We start from the raw sequence: 18,619 nt of genomic DNA, 5'->3' as shown, positions 1-18,619 counted from the left end.
GCAGCGGCGAGTCGACAGCCGGCAGTGATCGCGATACTCGGGACGGGAAAGAGCGCAGGATGCCGATGCCATCTGGTACCGGCAACGAGGTCGGCCCGTTCTCGGTGCCCCGAGCCCGTTCATTAGTTGGATCCCGCAACCCTGCGAGCACCCCGAATTGCGCCCACGGGTGGTGACACCCCGGAACGCGTCTAGTAGATTTCGACAACGAGGGCTGCTACCGATGCCGTTGACTCTGGCAAGAGTCTCCATGCACGTGCCCTATCCCCGCTGCGCCGACACGTTGTCCGAACTCGATGCCATCGTGGGTGCCCATCCAATATAGCGCCTGCCTGCTGACCACGATCCTCGGAGTTAGTGACTTGACCGCTCAGGCCCTGTTGGCGGAGATCGGCCTCGACATGACGCGCATTTCCGATGCCGGCCACCTGATGTCCTGGGATGGCCTGTGCCCGCGCAACGACGAGAGCGCCGGCAAGCGGTGCGCAAGAGCTGCACCTGGCTCAAGATCGCTTTGATGACGGTTGCCTGGACTGCGGTACGGGTCAAACCAGCAATCTGCGCGCCCAGATCCTGCGCATCAAGGGCCGCCGCGCGCCGAGAGGGCCATTCTCGCAGTGGCCGCCTCCATGCTCACCGCCGCTCATCACATGCTACGCGATGACGTTGAGTATGCTGACCTTGCCCCCGATTTCCCACTCCATCATCAACAGGCCGCCCAAACCCCGCCCGATACCTCAAGGCTCCTAACACTTCCCTCACGTAAAAGGGAAACGTCACTTCATTCGGCCCCAATCGTCGTTACCGGAACCCAGCGGCGACCTTTGACCTGATAGAGCGTCGAGGTCGGATGCTTCAAGTCGCCGTTCGCATCGAAGGCAATCTTCCCCGTGATGCCTTCGTATTGCGTTGCCTGGAGCGCCGACATGAACTCGACTGGCTTCGCGGACTTTGCCTGCTTCATCGCGTTGATAGCTACCCACGCGGCGTCGTATGCGAAGGGCGCATAGATGAGGCTGTCGGTACGGAAGCGTTTCCTGAATTTCTGCATGAAGACCTTGCCTTGCGGCAGCGTTTCGATTGGGCGTCCATATTCCCAGGCCATCGCGCCCTCCGCAGCGGGACCAGCGACATTTAGAAAGATACTGTCGGCGATGCCCCCGCTCCCGACGAACTGGGTGCGCATCCCGAGCTCCCTCATCCGCTTCGTGATGAGCGCCGCCTGGTTGTCCAGGCCGGCGAAGAACAGGAGGTCGGCGTTGGCGGCCCTGATATTCGTGAGCTGCGCGCTGAACTCGACCGCCTTGTCGTTGGTGTATTCAGCTATCGCGATTTTGCCGCCGGCAGCGGCGACGGCTTTCTTGAACTCGTCCACTGCCCCCTGGCCGAATGCGGTTCGGTCATCCATCACGGCAATGCGCTGCGCCTTCATGACTTTAACCGCGTACTTCCCCGCGTTACCGGAGTTTTGCGTATCAGTCGCAATGATGCGGAAGACGGTATTCAGGCCTTGATGCGTGATGGTCGGATTGGTCGCCGCCGGATGGATCACCGGGACGCCTGCCCTGGCGAAAATTGGCGCGGACGGGAGGGCGACGCCTGAGTTGTAATACCCGACAACCACGGTCACCCCATCGTCGACAAGTTTCTGCGCGACCTGAACGCCGATGCGCGGGTCACTTTGGTCGTCCACCGAATCGAGCTCGAAACGGACGTCCTGGCCGTCCAGCTTGATGCGCTGCGAATTGGCTTCCTCGACAGCGAGGCGAACACCGCTCTCCATATCCTTGCCATTGGCTGCATTGATTCCGGTAAGAGGACTGGACACGCCGATCTTGACAACCTGTTGCCCATAAGACTGGCTGCAAGCGACGCACAGCAACATGGCGCTCAGGCCAGGAACGAGCAACCGTCGAGCAACACTGATCATTTGTTCAACTCCAGCGACCAGGTGAATCGGCGAGGCGCTTGTACAGCGAACCTTGCGCGAACCGAGCCCATCCAGTTTTGTGACAAGAGCCGCCCTCCCATGCTGTCCAATAGCTCAGTTCTCCTCAATGTGACACAGGATACGATGTGCCAGGCGAAGGTGGGGCCGATCTATCATTGCATTTCCTAACCTGGCCACACCCGAAGCGCCGACCCTTGAGAACGCCTCGACCACCTGGCTGGCCCAGCGTATCTCCTCTTCCTGCGGCAAGAACGCCTGATTGATGGCTTCAATATGAGAAGGATGCGCTGCAGCCTTGGCCGAAAATCCGTCTCGCTTCGCCTGCGCCGCTTCTTCTCCGATCTGCACCGGGTCGGTCAGGCGTGTGCTGACAGCATCGATGGCGTCAATACCCGCCTGGGCCGCCGCCATCAGGCACATGGTACGAGCCACGGAAAACGGCGCACTCAGCTCCTTGCCGATATGCGATGAGAATGCGCCAAGGTCGGCCGCAAGGTCATCCACGCCCCACATCAGCGCACGCAGGCGCATGGGCGCATTGCGATACGACGACAGTCCGAACACACCTTCGGACGATTCGGTTGCCATCGCGATGATAGAGACTTTCCAGCCATCATCCAATAGCGCACATTCAAAAGCCGCGAGGAAGTCGCAGAGGCGGTGCACGTCATCGACACTACGGCACTTCGGCAGCACAATCGCGCTGGGCCGGTGCGGGATTACGGCGGCCAGGTCGCGCAGGATATGGCCGGACGCCAGACCATTGACACGCACCAGCAAGGCCGAGTGCATTGAGCTGCGGTGCTGTTCGAGGAAGCCGACCAGCCGGGACCGTGCGTCGTCCTTTCCTTGTTCGGGCACGGCATCCTCGAGGTCGAACACTAGGCCATCCGCAGTTGACTTCAGCGAGGCCGCAAGCTTCCGGTCACTGTCTGCGGGAACGAAAAGGAGCGAGCGCAAGCGCTCTGGCAAGTTGTCATGCATGGTCGTGTTGCTGCACTGGACTCCCGTCTCGCACGAAGGGCGGACGGACTACTTTCGCAGAGATCCTGTTGTTGTAGACATCAACACTCACATACGAGCCGAACTCGATGTCAGGGGAAATCAGCGCCAACGCGATGGCGAATCGAAGTGTCGGACTATACGTTCCGCTGGTGACCTTCCCGATCACCTCTCCCTGGTGATTCGTCACTGGGCTTTGCGTGCGAGCTACCGCGGCGCCCTCAAAGGCGAGCCCGACGAACTTCTGGGTCTGGCGGCGAGCGCACAGCGCTGCTTTGCCGACAAAATCGCGCTCCGACCCAAGATCGACACTCCAGCCTAAACCCGCATCGAAGGGCGAGGTCTGTGGATCCATGTCCCGCCCGTTCAGGTGCATGCCCGCCTCGAGCCGAAGGGTCTCCCATGCGTCCAGGCCTGTTGCATGGATGCCAGCCGACCTCAGCTTGTCCCACACTTGAGCAGCATGCTTTGCCAGCATGATCAATTCGAAACCATCCTCGCCGGTTTTCCCCGTTCGCGCCAACATCAATTCGCCCACTGCAGCGTCGTGAACGGTGATGGAATTGAACGGCCTTACCTTTTCAGCGGTGTGCGCTGATGGAATCGCTCGAAACACCTTTTCCCGAGCATTGGGACCCTGCACCGCGATAATTGCCAGCGGCTCTGCATCGCCCGTAACCAGATCCTGGCGTCGGGGGACAAGAGTCACCGAGCTGTTCGTGGCAACGATCTGCGAGCGGATCCATTGAATATCGCCGCTTGCGGTGTGCGCGTTCAAGACGATGCGGAAGTACTCATCGTCCAGGTAGTAAACAACGAGGTCATCGATCACACCGCCTTCGTTGTTAAGCATGCACGAATAAAGTGCCTTGCCTTGCGTTTTAAGTTTGCCGATGTCGTTGGCGAGAAGCTTGCCAAGAAACATTCGAACATCCGTCCCGTGTATGTCGACCACGCACATGTGCGAAAGGTCGAACATACCGGCATCCTCGCGTACGGTGTGGTGCTCTTCGATCTGAGAACCATAGGCGGTCGGCAGCTCCCAGCCACAAACATCGGCCATACGAGCATGGAAGAAACGGTGACGCTCATACAGTGGAGTGCGCAGCGTGTGCGAGATCGTCTGGCTCATCAGCATGTCGAAGTCAGTAGTTGGAGCATGCCGCCGGTCATCGTCCCGGCGGCCGGCGTTCGTGGCTGGGCGCATGACCGAACAGCGCGCGGTATGCCTTGCTGAAATGGCACGGCGAATGGAATCCGCACACGGTCGTCACACGGGCGATTGACGCGTTGGTCGTGCGCAGCAGGTCGCGCGCGCGCTTCAGGCGCAGGGTAAGGTAATAGTGGGTCGGCGACACATTCAGATAGAGCTTGAACATCCGCTGCAGATGCCGCTGCGACAGCCGCACAAGCCGCGCCAGCTCATCGAGCGACAGCGGTTCCTCTAAGTTCGCCTCCATCAGCCGCACCACCTCGATCAGCTCCGCGCGCGAGAGGCCAACCCGCGCATCGACGGGGATCGGCTGCGGATCGGTCGCGCTGCGGATCCGCTCGAGAATGAACTGTTCAGAGACCTGCGTGGCAAGCTGCCGGCCGAAGCGCAGACCGACGAGATTCAACATCATGTCGATCGGTGCGGTGCCGCCCGTGCAGGTAAGCCGGTCACGGTCGATGACGAACAGCTCGTCGGCGAAATGCACCAGCGGGAACTCGTCATGCAGTGCGGACCGGTTCTCCCAATGCACGGCGCAGCGGTATCCGTCAAGCAGCCTGCTCGCCATCAGCGCATAGGCACCCGTGCAGATGCCGCCGAGCGGAATGTCCTGCCCGGCGAGTCGGCCAAGCACCGCACGCGTGCCGTCGTCGAAAACGTCGCGGATGCGAATGCCGCCGCAGACGATCATCACATCCGGCAGTCTCGTCCCATCCAATGCGCGCGTCGGCCGTACCACGATGCCGTTGCTCGCGTGCACCGGCGCGCCGTCTGGCGAATAGACCGACCACGTGTAATGCTCGGCGCGCCCGACATAGTTCGCCATGCGCAGCACTTCCACCGCGCTCGAGAACGCGATCATCGAGAACTCAGGCAGCGCCAGGAAGCCGAAATGCGCGAGGGACGACATTGACGGTGAAGCGCTGTCAGCTGGTACGGCGGCAACGGACCTCACATGGCTCTCCTGGCGAACGGATGACCCCGGGATCAGGCTTGCGCTGTCGTGGCCTTGGCGCCGAACAGTTGCCTGAGCCCCCAGAACAGCGGCGCCTTCGCCGTGCCCGGCGCGCGGCCGAAGCTCTCGGTGATGCGGTCGAGGACAATTGCCAGCAGCACGACCGACAGGCCGCTTTCAAAGCCCAGGCCGATATCCAGACGTTGGATGCTCGCAAGCACCTCGTTGCCCAGGCCGCCCGCGCCAACCATCGAGGCGATGATCACCATCGACAGCGCCATCATGATCGTCTGGTTGACGCCCTGCATGATCGAAGGCAGCGCGTTCGGGAACTGCACCTTGTACAGAAGCTGCCAAGGCGTGCAGCCGAACGCCTGGCCGGCCTCGACGATCTCCATGTTCACCTGGCGGATGCCAAGGCTCGTCAGGCGCACCGCGGGCGGCATCGCAAAGATCACCGTCGACAGGATGCCCGGAACGCGGCCGAGACCGAACAGCATCGCGGCGGGAATCAGGTAGACGAACGCCGGCATGGTCTGCATCAGGTCCAGGATCGGACGCACGACGGCCGCGACCACCCTGCTCTTCGCCGCCCAGATGCCGAGCGGAATCCCGAGCAGCAGGCTGATGATGGTCGACGACAGCGTGAGGCCCAGCGTGATGACGGTCTGGTCCCAGAACCCTGTCGCGAAGATCACGAACAGCGACGCGGCCGTGAACAGCGCGAAGCGCCAACCGACGCGCCAGAGGCCGATGCCGATGAAGATCGCCATCATCAGCCACATCGGCACCGCCTGCAGGCTGCGCTCGATCATTGCGGCAAGCCCCTCGATCGCGCGCCCGATCGCGTCGAACGTCGCCGCGTCGTGATCGAGCAGGTAGTGGACAGACTGGTCGACCCAGCGGCCGAGCGGAAGCATTTCAGACATGGTTACCTCGCGAGTGGTGCGTGATGGCTTTCAGGATGACGGCACGGTCGACCGAGCCGCAGTAGCAGCCGTCGTGGTCGACGACCGGCAGCGCGTTCGGGCTCGCGACGACGCGCTCGACGACGTGTTCAAGCGACGCATCGCACCGGATGCTTTCGACCGGCCGCACGTCCGGCGCAGCGTCGCGCATGACGCAGCCACGGACCTTGCGCTGGGCATCGAGCACAAAGGCATAGCCGGCGTGGCCGTTCAGCGTCCGTGCGATGCTCGCGGCATCTGGCTTTGACACGGTCGGCACGGCGTCGGTCTGCATCAGGTCGCCGGCGGTCAGGTAGCGGCTGGTGTCGATGCCGTCGAAGAACGTGCGGACGTAGTCGTCGGCCGGCCTCGCGATGATTTCCTGCGGCGTGCCGACCTGCACCAGGCGGCCGCCTTCCATGATCGCAATCCGGCTGCCGATACGCAGCGCTTCCTCCAGGTCGTGCGACACGAACATGATGGTGCGCCGATGCTCCTTCTGCAGCTGCAGCAGCACGTTCTGCATTTCCTTGCGCTTGAGCGGATCGAGCGCGGAGAACGCCTCGTCCATGATCATCAGAGACGGGTTGACGGCAAGCGCGCGCGCAAGGCCGACGCGCTGCTGCATGCCGCCCGACAACTCGCGCGGCAGCTTCTGCGCAAACGTCGCCAGGCCGACCTGCTCAAGCACATCCATGGCACGGCGCTCGCGCTCCTTCCTGCTCACGCCAGCCACCTCCAGCCCGAATGCGGCGTTCGAAAGCACGGTGCGCTGAGGCATCAGCGCGAACGACTGGAACACCATGCTCATGTCCGTGCGGCGCAGCGCGATCAGTTCCGAGCAGCTTACGGCCGCCACGTCGCGGCCACCGATCAGCACCTTGCCGGCGGTCGGTTCTACGAGCCGGTTCACGAGACGGATCAACGTCGACTTGCCGGAGCCTGACAGGCCCATCAGCACGAAAATTTCGCCTTCCTGCACCTCGAACGACACGTTGTGCACGCCGACGACCTGGCCGGTGCGCCTGAACACTTCGTCTTTCGTTGAACCGGATGCGAGCATATCGAGCGCCTGCTTCGGATTGCTTCCGAATACCTTGCACAGACCTTCGACCACGACCTTTGGACTATCCATCGAAATCTTCTCCTGATCCTGCGGGGACTCACACATCACATAGCAATGCCTTGCTGCGTTTCCCTCTCGTCCGGGGAGCGTTGCCGGCGTATTGCTACCGTTTTCCTGGAATGCCCTCGGCAAACCTGATCCGTCGCATCACAAGCGCAATTGCGCGATACCTACATAGTTGCCAGAAAAGGCCCCCGCCTGCCGACGAATTCCGACAAGCGCTTGCAGAAATGCGACAACGGCAAACAACGGAAACTGATCTCTGGCGCCGCCTGTTCACAAACGACGCGGAATGGTTCTGAAGCGCCCCATGTCCCTTTCCGGTTCGTGACAACAGCATCCCGCACCGCAAGCTCCGGCATGACGGGCCGATACCATGCACGCGGCGCTTCGGTTCTATCCGGGCCGCCATTCCTCCTGCTCTACTTCGCGCATGGTATGCGTGCGCACGCTGCGCGCGCCGCGCCATTCAACCCAACAGAGGAATCGCATGGACGCGCTGTCACGTTCACAACAATTCATCCTGACCCTGTCGTGCCCGAGCGCACCCGGCCAGGTCGCCGCCGTGGTCGGCCTGCTCGAGCATCACCGCTGCTACATCGATGAACTGACCGTCTTCGACGACGACCTGAGCAACCGCTTCTTCCTGCGCTGCGTCTTCCATCCGACGCGCGAACAAGCGCTGCGCGTCGACGTGTTGCGCCAGGAGTTCACGCCGATAGCGGAAGGCTTCGGCATGCAATGGGCAATCCACGACGCGTACGCGCGCCCGAAGGTGCTGATCATGGTGTCGAAGCTCGAGCATTGCCTCGCGGACCTGCTGTTCCGCTGGCGCATGGGCGAGTTGAAGATGGACATCGTTGGGATCGCATCCAACCATCCCGACCTGGAGCCGCTCGCGCGGCAGCATGACCTGCCGTTCCGGCACTTTCCCATCACGCCCGAAACCAAGGCGCAGCAGGAAGCGCAATGGCTGGACCTGTTCGAGTCAAGCGACGCGGAGCTGGTCATCCTTGCGCGCTACATGCAGGTGCTCTCGCCACAGACAAGCGCCCGGCTGGCCAATTGCGCGATCAACATCCACCACTCGTTCCTGCCCGGCTTCAAGGGTGCCAAGCCGTATCACCAGGCACATGCACGCGGCGTCAAGCTGATTGGCGCGACCGCGCATTTCGTCACCGACGATCTCGACGAAGGCCCGATCATCGAGCAGGTCGTCGAGCGCGTCGATCATTCGTACCGGCCGGACCAGCTGCTTGCCGTCGGGCGCGACGTTGAGTGCATCACGCTGGCGCGCGCCGTCAAGGCGTTCATCGAACGACGGGTGTTCCTGAACGGGGACCGGACAGTCGTGTTTCAGTAAGCTCAATGCACACCGGCCACGATCGCGATGCAATCGTGGCCGGCGCATACTGTCTCCTTGGGTCGCGTGCCGAATTATTGCGCGCCCTCCACCCATGCATTCACGCGTTCCGCATTCGCGGCGATCCACGCATCGGCGGCCGCATCGGGCTTGGTGCCGCTCTGGATCGCCAGCATCACGCTATCGATCTCGCCCGGCTTCCACTGGAACCTCTTCAGGAATACGACAACCGGCTTGGCCTTCGTCTCCAGGCCCGGGTTCACGATGTTATCGACATGCTCGGCATCGCCAAACACCTTCTTCGGATCCTCCAGGAAACGCAGCTTCCACTTCGCGAACATCCAGTGCGGCGCCCAGCCCGTGACGATCACTGGCTTGTTCGCGTTCATCGAGCGCGCCAGCTCGGCCGTCATCGCGCTGCCCGAGCTCGGCATCAGCGAATAACTGAGCCCATAACTCTTGATCGCCTCGGAAGCCTTGCGCATCACGCCGGCACCGGCATCGATGCCAACGATGCGGCCTTCGAACGCCGTCTTCTGCGCGTTCAGGTCATCGATGCTCTTCGCGCTCACCGACGCGGGAACGATCAGGCCAATCCTTGCCTCAGTGAAGTTCGGTCCGAGATTGACAACCTTGGCCTTGAACTGATCCCAGTACGCGCCCTGCGTCACCGGCAGCCAGGCGGACAGCGTCGCATCGAGATCGCCGCGCGCGACGCCCTGCCACATCACGCCCGCCGCGACCGGCACCAGCTGCACTGGGTACCCCAGTTTCTTTTCGATGATCCGTGCGGCGACATTCGTCGTCGCGACGCTGTCGTCCCAACCCTCGACGTAGCCTATCTTCAAGGTCGGCTTGGCATCCCCCAGCGCCAGCGCGCTCCATGTCATCATCACCGACGCTGCGCCGGCCCAAAACACCTTTGCAAAGAGCTTCATGGCATACCTCCAGTGGTCGGAGCGGTAGCGCCCCGTTTAGTTAGAATCGTCGTTGCCCTGGCCAGGCATTGCGACGGACATCGTGCTGCGCCACCCGCCTGGCAGGCGTCCAGTCTTATTTATCGATCACGAGATCCGACAGCGGCTTGCTGCAGCACAGCAGCACCATGCCCTGGTCAATCTCGCGCTGGCGGATGCCGCCGTTGTGCTTCATCTCGACCTGCCCGGCAACCAGCCTGACCTTGCAGGTCCCGCACATCCCCTGCGTGCACGACGCCGGCAGCCGCACGCCAGACTGGCGCGCCGCGTCGAGCACATGCTGCCCCGCGCCGCAGAGGATCTCGCGTTGGCTCCTGGCGAAGCTGACATTGAACTGCGCCGACCCCGCCTCGTCGTTTGCCGCCGCGGCGGTATCGGCGACCGGCTCGTTGGCCTCTGCGGTCAGTGTCTCGAACGAGAAGCTCTCCTCGTGGTAGCGGCTGCGCTCGAAGCCCGCCTCGTCGAGCAGACCGCGCACCGCCTGCATGTACGGCGCCGGCCCGCACGTGAAGATCTCGCGCTCCATGAAATCCGGCGCGATCAGCTTGAGCAACGGCAGCGACAGGAAGCCCGTCACGCCCGGCCAGCTGGTGCGCGCGCCAACCCGCTCGCAGACAAAGGACGTGCGGAAGTTCGCATGGCTTGCCGCGATCAGATCGAGCTCGCGCGCGAAGATGATGTCGTCCGGCGTGCGCGCGCTGTGCACGAACACGATGTCCCGATCCTCGGCGAGATCGTGGTGCGCCCGGCTCATCGACATCAGTGGCGTGATGCCCGAGCCCGCGGACAGGAACAGGTACTTGCGCGCCGGATGGCGCGCACACGTGAACTCGCCGGCCGGGCCGAGCACGCGGATCGACGCCCCCGGCTTCAGATGGTCATGCAGCCGGTTCGACACCTTGCCGCCCGGCACGCGCTTGACCGTGATCGAGATCGTGTGCGGCCGCGCCGGCGACGACGAGATCGTGTAGCAGCGATTTATCGTCTCGCCCTCGATATCCAGCTCGAGCGTGATGAACTGCCCCGGCTCGAACACGAACGCCCTCCCCTCCGGCGAGCGAAAGAAGAAACTCTTCACGTCGTGGGTTTCCTGCCGCACGTGGCAGCACACGAGCGTCTCCTCGACCTCGCTCGTCCAGCGCTCGGGGAGCGCGCTCCAGAACGCCGGGCGGGTCACCCGGCTGTCCGCTGGCTCGGTAAAGACCGCATCGCGCATCATGTCTGCCTCCGCTGTTGCGCCTACGCGCCGATCTGCTCGGCCAGCCGGCCGATATACCAGGCCGAGAACTTCTCGACCAGGCCTTCGGTGAACGGCGAATACGGGCCGGGCTCGTACGCGCTGCTGCCCGCGCCACACTGCGAGTACTCAACCAGCGCGCGATCCTGGTCGTTGGTCGCGTTCCACACCGCGGTCAGGTTCTTCACGTCGTAATCGACGCCCTCCTGCGCATCCTTGTGGACCAGCCACTTGGTGCGAACCAGCGTTTCGCCGGCCGACAGCGGGATCACCGAGAACGTGACAATGTGATCGCTCATGAAGTGATGCCACGAGTTCGGCTGCGTCCAGAACGAGAGCCCGCCCAGGTCGGCTTGCTCGAACTTGCCGAGCAGCTTCTTCGAAGCTACCCTGGCGTCGAGCGTCTGCGATTCGCCGCTGCGGTCGAGCGGCAGGCGCTGGGTACGGAAGCCGGTGGTGTCGAGCAGTTGCTCGATCTCCGCCGACGGCAGGCTCATCGCTTCCCATTCCGCGGCACGCTCGATGCAGGTGCGCTCGAACGCTTCCATGCCCTCGGCATTGGCGGGCGAACGCTGATAGCCGAAGCCGTACTCGTACAACGAGATGGTCAGCTCCGGATGGTTCGCCACGCAGTGATAGCACTCGCGGTTGTTCTCCATCGTGAGCTTCCAGTTGCCTTTCTCGAGCACATCGATCTGCGCGGCGACCTTGGTGTCCGCCAGGTTGTGCGGCAGCAGGTACGGCTCCATGGCAGCGCGCATCGCCGCGAAGTCGGCTGGAGGCTCGTCCGCGAGGCAGACGAAGATCAGGCCGGCAAGGTTCTCGACGTGAACGGACTTCAGGCTGTGCTTGCAGCGGTCGAACTTCTCGCCCATGTGCTCGGCGAACATCAGGTCGCCGTTCAGGTTGTAGGTCCAGCTGTGATACGGGCAGACGATGTTGCCGACCGTGCCCTTGTCCGTGTTGCACAGCCGCGCGCCGCGATGGCGGCAGACGTTGTGGAACGCGCGGACCTGCATGTCATCGTCGCGCACGATCAGGATCGAGTCGTGGCCGAGTTCGACCGTCACATAATCGCCCGGCTCTGGCACGTCAGGCTCGACCGCCACCTGGATCCAGTGCTTGCGGAAGATCGCCTCCATGTCCAGCGCGAAAATCTCCTCGCTCAGATAGAAAGGCGCCTCGAGGCTGTATCCCGCCTTGCGCCGCTCCACCAGCGCGCGAATGTCTGCCGATACTTTCATTGTTTGCTCCGGATTTCCTGCATCCCTGGTTGCTTGCCGACAGACCGGCAACGTGTCAGTAGTCGATGAGTTGATGCTCGCGCAAGTAGGCGAGGATCACTTGTGCTTTTTCGACCGAAGTCCCACCATTTACGACGTTCCCGCCGCGGCTCTCGGTCGTCGTCGCCGACAGCATCCGGGCATGCCCGGAACGCTTCTCGGCGGCGGCCAGCCGGACCGGCTTGCGCTCGACGGTGCCGAGCGTCCATGCGGCGGCGGCGCCATCTTCACATCGCGCCGCAGGCACCGGCCGGATCGTGCCCGCGCGCAATCGCGCGTACGCATAGCGGGGCTGGGCGTTCGCGAGCGGATGTACGGCCACCACCGCGGGCAGCGTGGCATCGACGCGCCGGCGCAGGCCCTTCGGCAGGAACTGCCGCACGGCGATGCGACCACCGGCGATGTCGACGTCGACGGCCGATCCGACCAGCGGCCGGCCGAGCGCCGCGGCAACGCGGTAGGGCAACATCCCTGTGTCGTACGCGCCCTCGGCGCGGGTGCCGGTCAGCACGAGGTCATAGTCCTTCACGTGGGCGGCAAGCGCGCGCGCGGCGTCTTCGCCACCCGCGCAAGCGAGCACCTGGACTTCGCTCGCGCCGAGCGCCAGGTAGTCGTTGAGCGCGGGATCGGCGGCGTCGCCCGCGTGAATCACGGCGAGCTGCGCGCGATATTTTTCCGCGAGGCCGCGGCCGAGCTCGAGCGCGGCGGCGTCGTTGCGGCTGTAGCGCGGCGCGCCGCTGACCGGATGGCGGCCGACGGACACCAGCACCGCGATACGTTGCACTTGTGTGGGGGCGTTCATGCTGCGGCTCCTGCGGCTTCCCGGGGACGGGCTGCGGCCGGCTGCTGTCCCCGTGCGGGACGCGCGGCCTCGACCTGCTCAAACAGTGCGGCGATCGTCGCCTGCGCGTCGCCGACGATGGTCAGGTTCGCGCGTTTGGCGATCGGCGCGCTGCCGTCCAGATTGACTGCGATCACGTGACGGCAGTCCTTGATGCCTTGCAGGTGCTGCACCGCGCCGGAGATGCCGAACGCAATGTAGACGCTGGCCTCGACCGTCTTGCCGGTCGCGCCGACCTGCTTGTCACGCGTGAAATGCCCGTTGTCGACCGCGACACGGCTGGCGGCGATCGCGGCGCCGAACGCGCCCGCGAGCCGCTCGAACGCGCCGATGTCGGTCACGCCGTTGCCGGCCGCCACGATGAAGTCCGCCTCCTCCAGCGCGACCTGGGCGGCATCGATTTCCTCGACACCGAGGTCGCGATACAGTTGCGTCCCTCCCCTGGCGTGCAGGAATTCGCCGGACAGGCGCTCGCCCGCGCCGGTGAACGGCAGCTTCGTGTCAACCGCCCCCGGCGCGAGCAAGATGACCTCGGGCAGCGCACGGGTCGCGAACGCACGCTTGGCGTGCGCATACACGCCGACGTGCCGCGCGTCGATCTCGACCACTTCCGTCGCGACGCTGGCGCCCGCCGCAGCCGCGTATCGTCGGCCGAGATCGCCGTCGCCGTTCGCGTTGTCGGGCAGGAAGACATGCCGGGGCGACAGCGCCGTCGCGCACGCCTGCAGTGCCCGCAGCTCGCTGTCTGGCGCGAACGTGCGCCGGTCGAACTCGGGCAGCTCGATAAGCTTGTCGACGCCGAGCTCCGCCGCGTCGTCCTTCAGTTCCCCGAATACCATCAGCACCACTTCGGTCTGCGCATCGGCGAGCAGCGCGGCCGCCGCGACTGCCTGGCGCGCATGCTCGTCCAGCGCGCCGCGTTCGCTGTGCGCGGCGACGAGCAGCACATGGCGCGGCTCCTTCACCATCCGCCGCGGTTTTGCCGCCTCGGCTGCGTGGCCGTGCGCAGGCCAGTGCGCGGCGCTTGCGTCCGCGCTGCCGGACTCGCCCAGCGTGATCCGCCTGAGGCCCGCCGCCGTGATGATGAACGGCCGGCGCGGGTCGATTCGTTTAGTCGTGTTCATCGATTCACTCCAGCGAGGCGGCGACCAGTTCAGCCACGTCGAGCACGTCAGGGCGCGGGCCGACCACGCCTTCCAGCATCGCCGTGCAGTTCGGGCATCCCACCGCGACCACGTCCGCGCCCACCGCGCGCGCGTCGGCGATGCGGATGTCGGGAATGCGCTGCTTGCCAGGAATATCCGTCAACGGTGCGCCACCCCCGCCGCCGCAGCAGCGGCCGCGCATGCCGTTGCGTTCCATCTCGACCACCTGGATGCCGATCGTCTTCAGCAGCTTGCGCGGGGCTTCGGTTTCGCCGTTGTAGCGGCCGAGATAGCAGGGATCGTGATAGGTGATGCGCTTATCGCGCAGCGCCTCGACCGCTTTCGGCGCGATCAGCCCGCTCGACGCAAGCTCGGCCAGATAGCTCGTGTGATGCTTGACCGTGACGCGCAGGCCCAGCGCGCGGTACTCGTTGCGCAGGCTGTGCATCACGTGCGGATCGGCCGTCACGATCTGGCGGAACGACAGCGTGCCGAGCGTGCCGATCAGGTGCTTGGCCAGCTGCTGGAAGGTCGCCTCGTCGCCCAGGCGGCGCGCGACATCGCCAGTGTCGGTCTCCACCTCGCCGAGCACCGCATAGTCGACGCCCGCCTGGTTCAGCACCTTGACGAACGCGCGCAGCGTGCGCTGGTAGCGCATGTCGAACGCGCCTTCGCCGGCGACGATGAGCACGTCGACCGTCTTGCCCGGCTGCGCCACCGGCGCATTCAGGTCGACCGACCAGTCATAGCGCGCAGCGGTATCGTAGCCGCCCATCGTGCCGGTTTCGCGCAGGTTGGCCAGCACTTCTGCGCCCTTGCCCGGCACGGTGCCATGCTCAAGCGTCTGGTTGCGGCGCATGTCGACGATCGCATCGACGTGCTCGATCAGCATCGGGCACTCCTGCACGCAAGCGCGGCAGGTGGTGCACGACCACAACGTCTGTGCCTCGATCAGGCCGGATACGATCGGGCCGTTCGGCTCGCCGCGATGCCGGCCGACGGGAATGCCGGGGGTCGGGCTGCCTGCGTACGCGGCATCGGAGCCGCCCGCCATCCCGACGACAAGATCCTGGATCAGCTTCTTCGGGTTCAGCGGCTGGCCCGAAGCGAACGCCGGACATGCGGCCTCGCACTTGCCGCACTGCACGCACGCGTCGAAGCTCAGCAACTGGTTCCAGCGGAACTCGACCGGCTTGGCGACGCCATACTCCCGGTGCTCGATGTCGGGCAGCTTGAGCGCGGTCGGCGGCGTGGCGGTGCCGTTTCCGGTGTACGACTCGGGCGACGCCGCGAAGCGCTCCTGGCGCGGATGGAATGCGAGATGCAGCAGGCCCGCGATCGCATGCTTCATCGGCCCGCCTTGCGCCGCGCCGACCGTCATGGCCAGCGCGCCGACGGCGATCAGCACCGCGCAGAACACGGCGAACGCGCCCGACATCAGACCGGCCGGCACCAGTGAAAACAGGGCCAGGCCGAGCGCGAAGGATCCGAGCAGCCATGGCAGCGTATTCCACGGCCCCTTCGACAGGCGCGCGGGCACGTCCTTCGACCGGCGCCGGCGCCACACGAACACCGCACCGACCAGCATCACCAGCGCCGCGGCAAAGGTCAGCTTGTCGAGCCAGGGCGAGTAGATCGCGAGACCGTAGTTGACGAACACCAGCGCAAGCGCGCCGATCGCGCCACCGGCCGTGGCGACGTGCGTCTTCGCGATATACGGATCGCGTGCGACCACATGGTGCAGGTCGACGAAATAGCGCTTTGGGATCGCGAACAGATTGGCAATGCCGAACGCGCCGGGCGCGCTCGCCCGCCCGAGCCGCCAGTACGACGCCCGCTTCAACACCGCGAAGGCGAGCCCCGCCACCGACAGCCAGAGCAGGACGGTAATCAGGTTGGACGGGTTCATCGTCAGAAATCCTTCACGAGCCGCAGCGCGTCGTAGATCGCGCCGTGGATGTTGTGCATCGAGATGCAGTCACCAACCCGGAACAACAGGAAGCGGCCGTTGCCAAGCGTCTCCGACAGGCACGGCTGCGGCTCCGCAGCGAACAACTTGTGCACGTCGACCTGGCCGCGGTTGACCGATTCCGGCTTCAGCTTCCAGTACAGCGCGTCGTTCGGCGTCGAACCGTTCTCGATCACCACCTGGTCGACCGCGCGCTCCTCGAGTTCTTCGGTGTATTCGTTGCGCAGCACCGCGATCTTCTTGCCGTCCTCCTCGTAGACGCGATCGAGCCAGTAGTTCGGGGTGTGGATCACGCCCTGCGCGTACAGCCGGCGATAGAAGATCGGGAACGTCGTGCCGCCGCAGTCATCGGCAACCTTCACGTCCGGCGTGACGATCTCCACCTTGGCGCCGCGACTGGCCAGGTAGTCGGCCACGCCCGCGCCTGCGTGCGTGCTCACGCCGTCGTAGACCAGCACGTTCTGCTTCGCTTCGACGCGACCGGACAGCACATCCCACGAGCTGACCGCCAGCCCCTCGGCGACGCCCCACGCGGGCACCTGGTCGGAGAACGCGCGGCCCCCAGTCGCCAGCACGATGATGTCCGGCTTCTCCGCCATGATCATCTTCGCGTCGGCTTCAACGCCCAGGCGCCGGTCGACGCCGAGGCGCTTGGTCTCCATGTCGAACCAGCGCACGATGCCCGCCATCTGCTCGCGCTGCGGCGCCTTCGACGCCAGCATGATCTGCCCGCCGACTTCGGTATTCTTCTCGAACAGCACGACGTCATGTCCGCGCGAACGCGCGACGCGCGCCGCCTCCAGCCCCGCCGGGCCCGCGCCGACCACGACGACCTTTCGCTTCGGGCCGCGCGACTTCTCGATCAGGTGAGGCATGGTCGCCTCGCGCGAGGTCGCGGCGTTCTGCACGCACAACACGTCCAGGCCGTTGTACTGGCGGTCGATGCAGTAGTTCGCGCCGACGCATTGCTTGATCTCGTCCTCGCGCCCATCGCGGATCTTGATGACCATATGCGGATCGGCCATCTGCGCGCGCGTCATGCCGACCAGGTCGACCATGCCGCTGGCGAGCAGGCGCTCGGCCTGGCCCGCGTCGCGGATGCTCTGCGCGTGCATCACCGGCACCTTGACCACCGCCTTGATGCCCGCGGCGAGATGCACGAACGGCTCGGGCGGCAGCGCCATCGGCGGCATGCAGTTCGCGAGCGTGTTGTGCGTGTCCGCGCCGGAGCCGATCACGCCGAGATAGTCGATCAGCCCCGATTCGGACATCGCCTGGGCGATCTCCTTGAGCTGCTCGTGATCGAGCCCGTCCTCATGGAATTCATCGCCGCACATGCGCAGGCCGACGCAGAAATCCTTGCCGACCGCTTCGCGCACCGCCTGCAGCACCTCGACGCCGAAGCGCAGCCGGTTCTGCAGGCTGCCGCCCCACTCGTCGGTGCGGAAGTTGGTGCGGGGGCTCCAGAACTGGTCGATCAGGTGCTGGTGCGCGGCCGAGATCTCGATGCCGTCCATCCCCGCGTCCTGCACGCGCTTCGCGGCGGCCGCGAAGTCGGCGATGATCCGGCGGATCTCCTCGACCTCGATGATCTTGGCGTTGCCGCGGTGCACCGGCTCGCGCACGCCGGAAGGCGTCATCAGGTGCGGCCAGTGCTCGCCATGAAATGCCGAGCGGCGCCCCATGTGCGTCGCCTGGATCATGATCTTGGCGCCGTGGCGGTGCATGGTCTCGGCGAGACGCGACAGCGGATCGATGATCTGGTCGGTCGCCAGGTTTACCGACTTCCACCAGCCCTGGGGACTGTCGATGGATACCGGGCTCGAGCCACCGCAGATCGCCAGGCCGACGCCGCCCTTCGCCTTCTCTTCGTAATAGCGAATGTAACGGTCGCCCGGCAAGCCGCCCGGCTCCGCATACACCTCGGCGTGCGCGGTGCTGACGATCCGGTTGCGCAGCGTCAGCTGGTTGAGCTGCAAAGGTTTGAACAAGTGGGGATAACGCATCGCGGACGACCTCTGGCGTTTGTATGTTTCGTAGTGCGGACGGGTTCGGTCAGTGGAAGTTGCTTAGTGGGCGACTGGCGACACTTCGAACACGCAACGATCGTGACCCTCGGCCGCGCACTGCACCTCCTTCGACTGCGCGCGCGGTGCGCCCTTGCCTGCTGGCGTCGTATCGTTGACCCAGTCCATCGCGCCAGCGAACCAGCCGGCGAACATGTAGCAAAGCTTGCCTTCCTTTTCCGGCTGCGCGAGCACGAACGACGAGTGCCGCAGCGCGATGCGCGCGCGGGCCGTCGCCGGATCGGCCTCCAGGATCGAGAACAGTCCCCAGCCACGCTGCGACAGCCGCTTCAGGTAGTGCTCGAACACCGCCATCCCGCTGATCCCGTGCAGCTTCGCTTCCTTGTCGCACCAGTGGTACGCGGACTTGTAGCCGGCCTTGTAGAGGATCTCCGCATAGGTATCGCGGCCCAGCGCCTCTTCGACGGCGACGTGGTTGTTGGTGAAGAAGTGGCGCGGCACATACAGCATGGGCAGCGCATCGGTGGTCCAGACGCCGGTATCGGGATCGACGTTGATCGGCAGTTGCGGTTGCATCGTGGTG

15 protein-coding genes and 1 pseudogene are annotated in these 18,619 nt (G+C 64.6%); 2 read left to right on the top strand and 14 right to left on the bottom strand.

Going from position 1 to position 18,619, the window contains the following annotated elements; translation table 11 throughout:
* Positions 1–362 precede the first annotated feature (362 nt).
* A complete protein-coding gene (locus tag ACW4E8_RS14690) occupies positions 363–518 on the top strand; it encodes a transposase (RefSeq protein ID WP_456805152.1) in 156 nt (51 codons plus the stop codon).
* Positions 519–781: 263 nt separating this feature from the next.
* Here ACW4E8_RS14690 and ACW4E8_RS14685 read toward each other — a convergent pair whose 3' ends face one another.
* The 6 genes and pseudogenes from ACW4E8_RS14685 to ACW4E8_RS14660 form a co-directional block, all read right to left on the bottom strand.
* The gene (locus tag ACW4E8_RS14685; protein ID WP_456805151.1) at positions 782–1,930 is read right to left on the bottom strand and encodes a branched-chain amino acid ABC transporter substrate-binding protein; all 1,149 of its coding nucleotides are present in this window, start codon (positions 1,928–1,930) and stop codon (positions 782–784) included.
* Positions 1,931–2,044: 114 nt separating this feature from the next.
* Positions 2,045–2,935, bottom strand: a complete 891-nt coding sequence (locus ACW4E8_RS14680; RefSeq protein WP_456805150.1) for an HpcH/HpaI aldolase/citrate lyase family protein — start codon at positions 2,933–2,935, stop codon at positions 2,045–2,047.
* Positions 2,928–4,085, bottom strand: coding sequence for a glycine cleavage system aminomethyltransferase GcvT (gene gcvT / locus ACW4E8_RS14675; protein WP_456805149.1), 1,158 nt, complete (start codon positions 4,083–4,085; stop codon positions 2,928–2,930). The genes ACW4E8_RS14680 and gcvT overlap by 8 nt, the downstream gene beginning before the upstream one ends.
* 37 nt (positions 4,086–4,122) lie before the next feature.
* A complete protein-coding gene (locus ACW4E8_RS14670) occupies positions 4,123–5,121 on the bottom strand; it encodes a GlxA family transcriptional regulator (protein WP_456805148.1) in 999 nt (332 codons plus the stop codon).
* 32 nt (positions 5,122–5,153) lie between these two features.
* Positions 5,154–6,050, bottom strand: a complete 897-nt coding sequence (gene choW, locus ACW4E8_RS14665) for a choline ABC transporter permease subunit (protein ID WP_456805147.1) — start codon at positions 6,048–6,050, stop codon at positions 5,154–5,156.
* Positions 6,043–7,203 (bottom strand): annotated as a pseudogene (locus ACW4E8_RS14660) (quaternary amine ABC transporter ATP-binding protein); the annotation flags it as partial. The gene choW and the pseudogene ACW4E8_RS14660, both read right to left, overlap by 8 nt.
* Before the next feature lie 481 nt (positions 7,204–7,684).
* On the opposite strand from ACW4E8_RS14660, the gene purU reads away from it, so the two are divergent.
* Complete coding sequence (gene purU / locus ACW4E8_RS14655) at positions 7,685–8,557, top strand: formyltetrahydrofolate deformylase (RefSeq protein WP_456805290.1); 873 nt, start codon at positions 7,685–7,687, stop codon at positions 8,555–8,557.
* 74 nt (positions 8,558–8,631) lie between these two features.
* On the opposite strand, the gene ACW4E8_RS14650 is transcribed toward purU, so the two are convergent.
* The 8 genes from ACW4E8_RS14650 to ACW4E8_RS14615 all read right to left on the bottom strand — a co-directional run bounded on the left by ACW4E8_RS14650 (position 8,632) and on the right by ACW4E8_RS14615 (position 18,612).
* Complete coding sequence (locus ACW4E8_RS14650; protein WP_456805146.1) at positions 8,632–9,495, bottom strand: glycine betaine ABC transporter substrate-binding protein; 864 nt, start codon at positions 9,493–9,495, stop codon at positions 8,632–8,634.
* Positions 9,496–9,610: 115 nt separating this feature from the next.
* Positions 9,611–10,753: an FAD-binding oxidoreductase gene (locus tag ACW4E8_RS14645; RefSeq protein WP_456805145.1), complete on the bottom strand. Its 1,143-nt coding sequence runs from the start codon at positions 10,751–10,753 to the stop codon at positions 9,611–9,613.
* 20 nt (positions 10,754–10,773) lie between these two features.
* Positions 10,774–12,015, bottom strand: coding sequence for an aromatic ring-hydroxylating oxygenase subunit alpha (locus tag ACW4E8_RS14640; RefSeq protein WP_456805144.1), 1,242 nt, complete (start codon positions 12,013–12,015; stop codon positions 10,774–10,776).
* Positions 12,016–12,070: 55 nt separating this feature from the next.
* On the bottom strand, positions 12,071–12,856 hold the full coding sequence (locus ACW4E8_RS14635; protein ID WP_456805143.1) for an electron transfer flavoprotein subunit beta/FixA family protein: 786 nt from the start codon (positions 12,854–12,856) through the stop codon (positions 12,071–12,073).
* A complete protein-coding gene (locus ACW4E8_RS14630; protein ID WP_456805142.1) occupies positions 12,853–14,019 on the bottom strand; it encodes an electron transfer flavoprotein subunit alpha/FixB family protein in 1,167 nt (388 codons plus the stop codon). The genes ACW4E8_RS14635 and ACW4E8_RS14630 overlap by 4 nt, the downstream gene beginning before the upstream one ends.
* Positions 14,020–14,023: 4 nt before the next feature.
* Positions 14,024–15,949: a (Fe-S)-binding protein gene (locus tag ACW4E8_RS14625; RefSeq protein WP_456805141.1), complete on the bottom strand. Its 1,926-nt coding sequence runs from the start codon at positions 15,947–15,949 to the stop codon at positions 14,024–14,026.
* Positions 15,950–15,951: 2 nt separating this feature from the next.
* The gene (locus ACW4E8_RS14620) at positions 15,952–18,015 is read right to left on the bottom strand and encodes an oxidoreductase (protein ID WP_456805140.1); all 2,064 of its coding nucleotides are present in this window, start codon (positions 18,013–18,015) and stop codon (positions 15,952–15,954) included.
* Positions 18,016–18,078: 63 nt separating this feature from the next.
* Positions 18,079–18,612: a DUF5943 domain-containing protein gene (locus ACW4E8_RS14615; protein WP_456805139.1), complete on the bottom strand. Its 534-nt coding sequence runs from the start codon at positions 18,610–18,612 to the stop codon at positions 18,079–18,081.
* Positions 18,613–18,619 lie beyond the last annotated feature (7 nt).

The organism is Cupriavidus sp. CP313, from assembly GCF_054072015.1.
This window is presented reverse-complemented; position numbering and strand designations above follow the sequence as displayed.

What these genes read in the sequence shown, in the direction of transcription:
- ACW4E8_RS14625 (WP_456805141.1), bottom strand. Translation starts at nt 15,949, where the DNA reads ATGAACCCGTCCAACCTGATTACCGTCCTGCTCTGGCTGTCGGTGGCG.
- ACW4E8_RS14640 (WP_456805144.1), bottom strand. Translation starts at nt 12,015, where the DNA reads ATGAAAGTATCGGCAGACATTCGCGCGCTGGTGGAGCGGCGCAAGGCG.
- ACW4E8_RS14620 (WP_456805140.1), bottom strand. Translation starts at nt 18,015, where the DNA reads ATGCGTTATCCCCACTTGTTCAAACCTTTGCAGCTCAACCAGCTGACG.
- ACW4E8_RS14635 (WP_456805143.1), bottom strand. Translation starts at nt 12,856, where the DNA reads ATGAACGCCCCCACACAAGTGCAACGTATCGCGGTGCTGGTGTCCGTC.
- ACW4E8_RS14645 (WP_456805145.1), bottom strand. Translation starts at nt 10,753, where the DNA reads ATGATGCGCGATGCGGTCTTTACCGAGCCAGCGGACAGCCGGGTGACC.
- ACW4E8_RS14630 (WP_456805142.1), bottom strand. Translation starts at nt 14,019, where the DNA reads ATGAACACGACTAAACGAATCGACCCGCGCCGGCCGTTCATCATCACG.
- purU (WP_456805290.1), top strand. Translation starts at nt 7,685, where the DNA reads ATGGACGCGCTGTCACGTTCACAACAATTCATCCTGACCCTGTCGTGC.
- choW (WP_456805147.1), bottom strand. Translation starts at nt 6,050, where the DNA reads ATGTCTGAAATGCTTCCGCTCGGCCGCTGGGTCGACCAGTCTGTCCAC.
- ACW4E8_RS14615 (WP_456805139.1), bottom strand. Translation starts at nt 18,612, where the DNA reads ATGCAACCGCAACTGCCGATCAACGTCGATCCCGATACCGGCGTCTGG.
- ACW4E8_RS14685 (WP_456805151.1), bottom strand. Translation starts at nt 1,930, where the DNA reads ATGATCAGTGTTGCTCGACGGTTGCTCGTTCCTGGCCTGAGCGCCATG.
- ACW4E8_RS14680 (WP_456805150.1), bottom strand. Translation starts at nt 2,935, where the DNA reads ATGCATGACAACTTGCCAGAGCGCTTGCGCTCGCTCCTTTTCGTTCCC.
- gcvT (WP_456805149.1), bottom strand. Translation starts at nt 4,085, where the DNA reads ATGAGCCAGACGATCTCGCACACGCTGCGCACTCCACTGTATGAGCGT.
- ACW4E8_RS14650 (WP_456805146.1), bottom strand. Translation starts at nt 9,495, where the DNA reads ATGAAGCTCTTTGCAAAGGTGTTTTGGGCCGGCGCAGCGTCGGTGATG.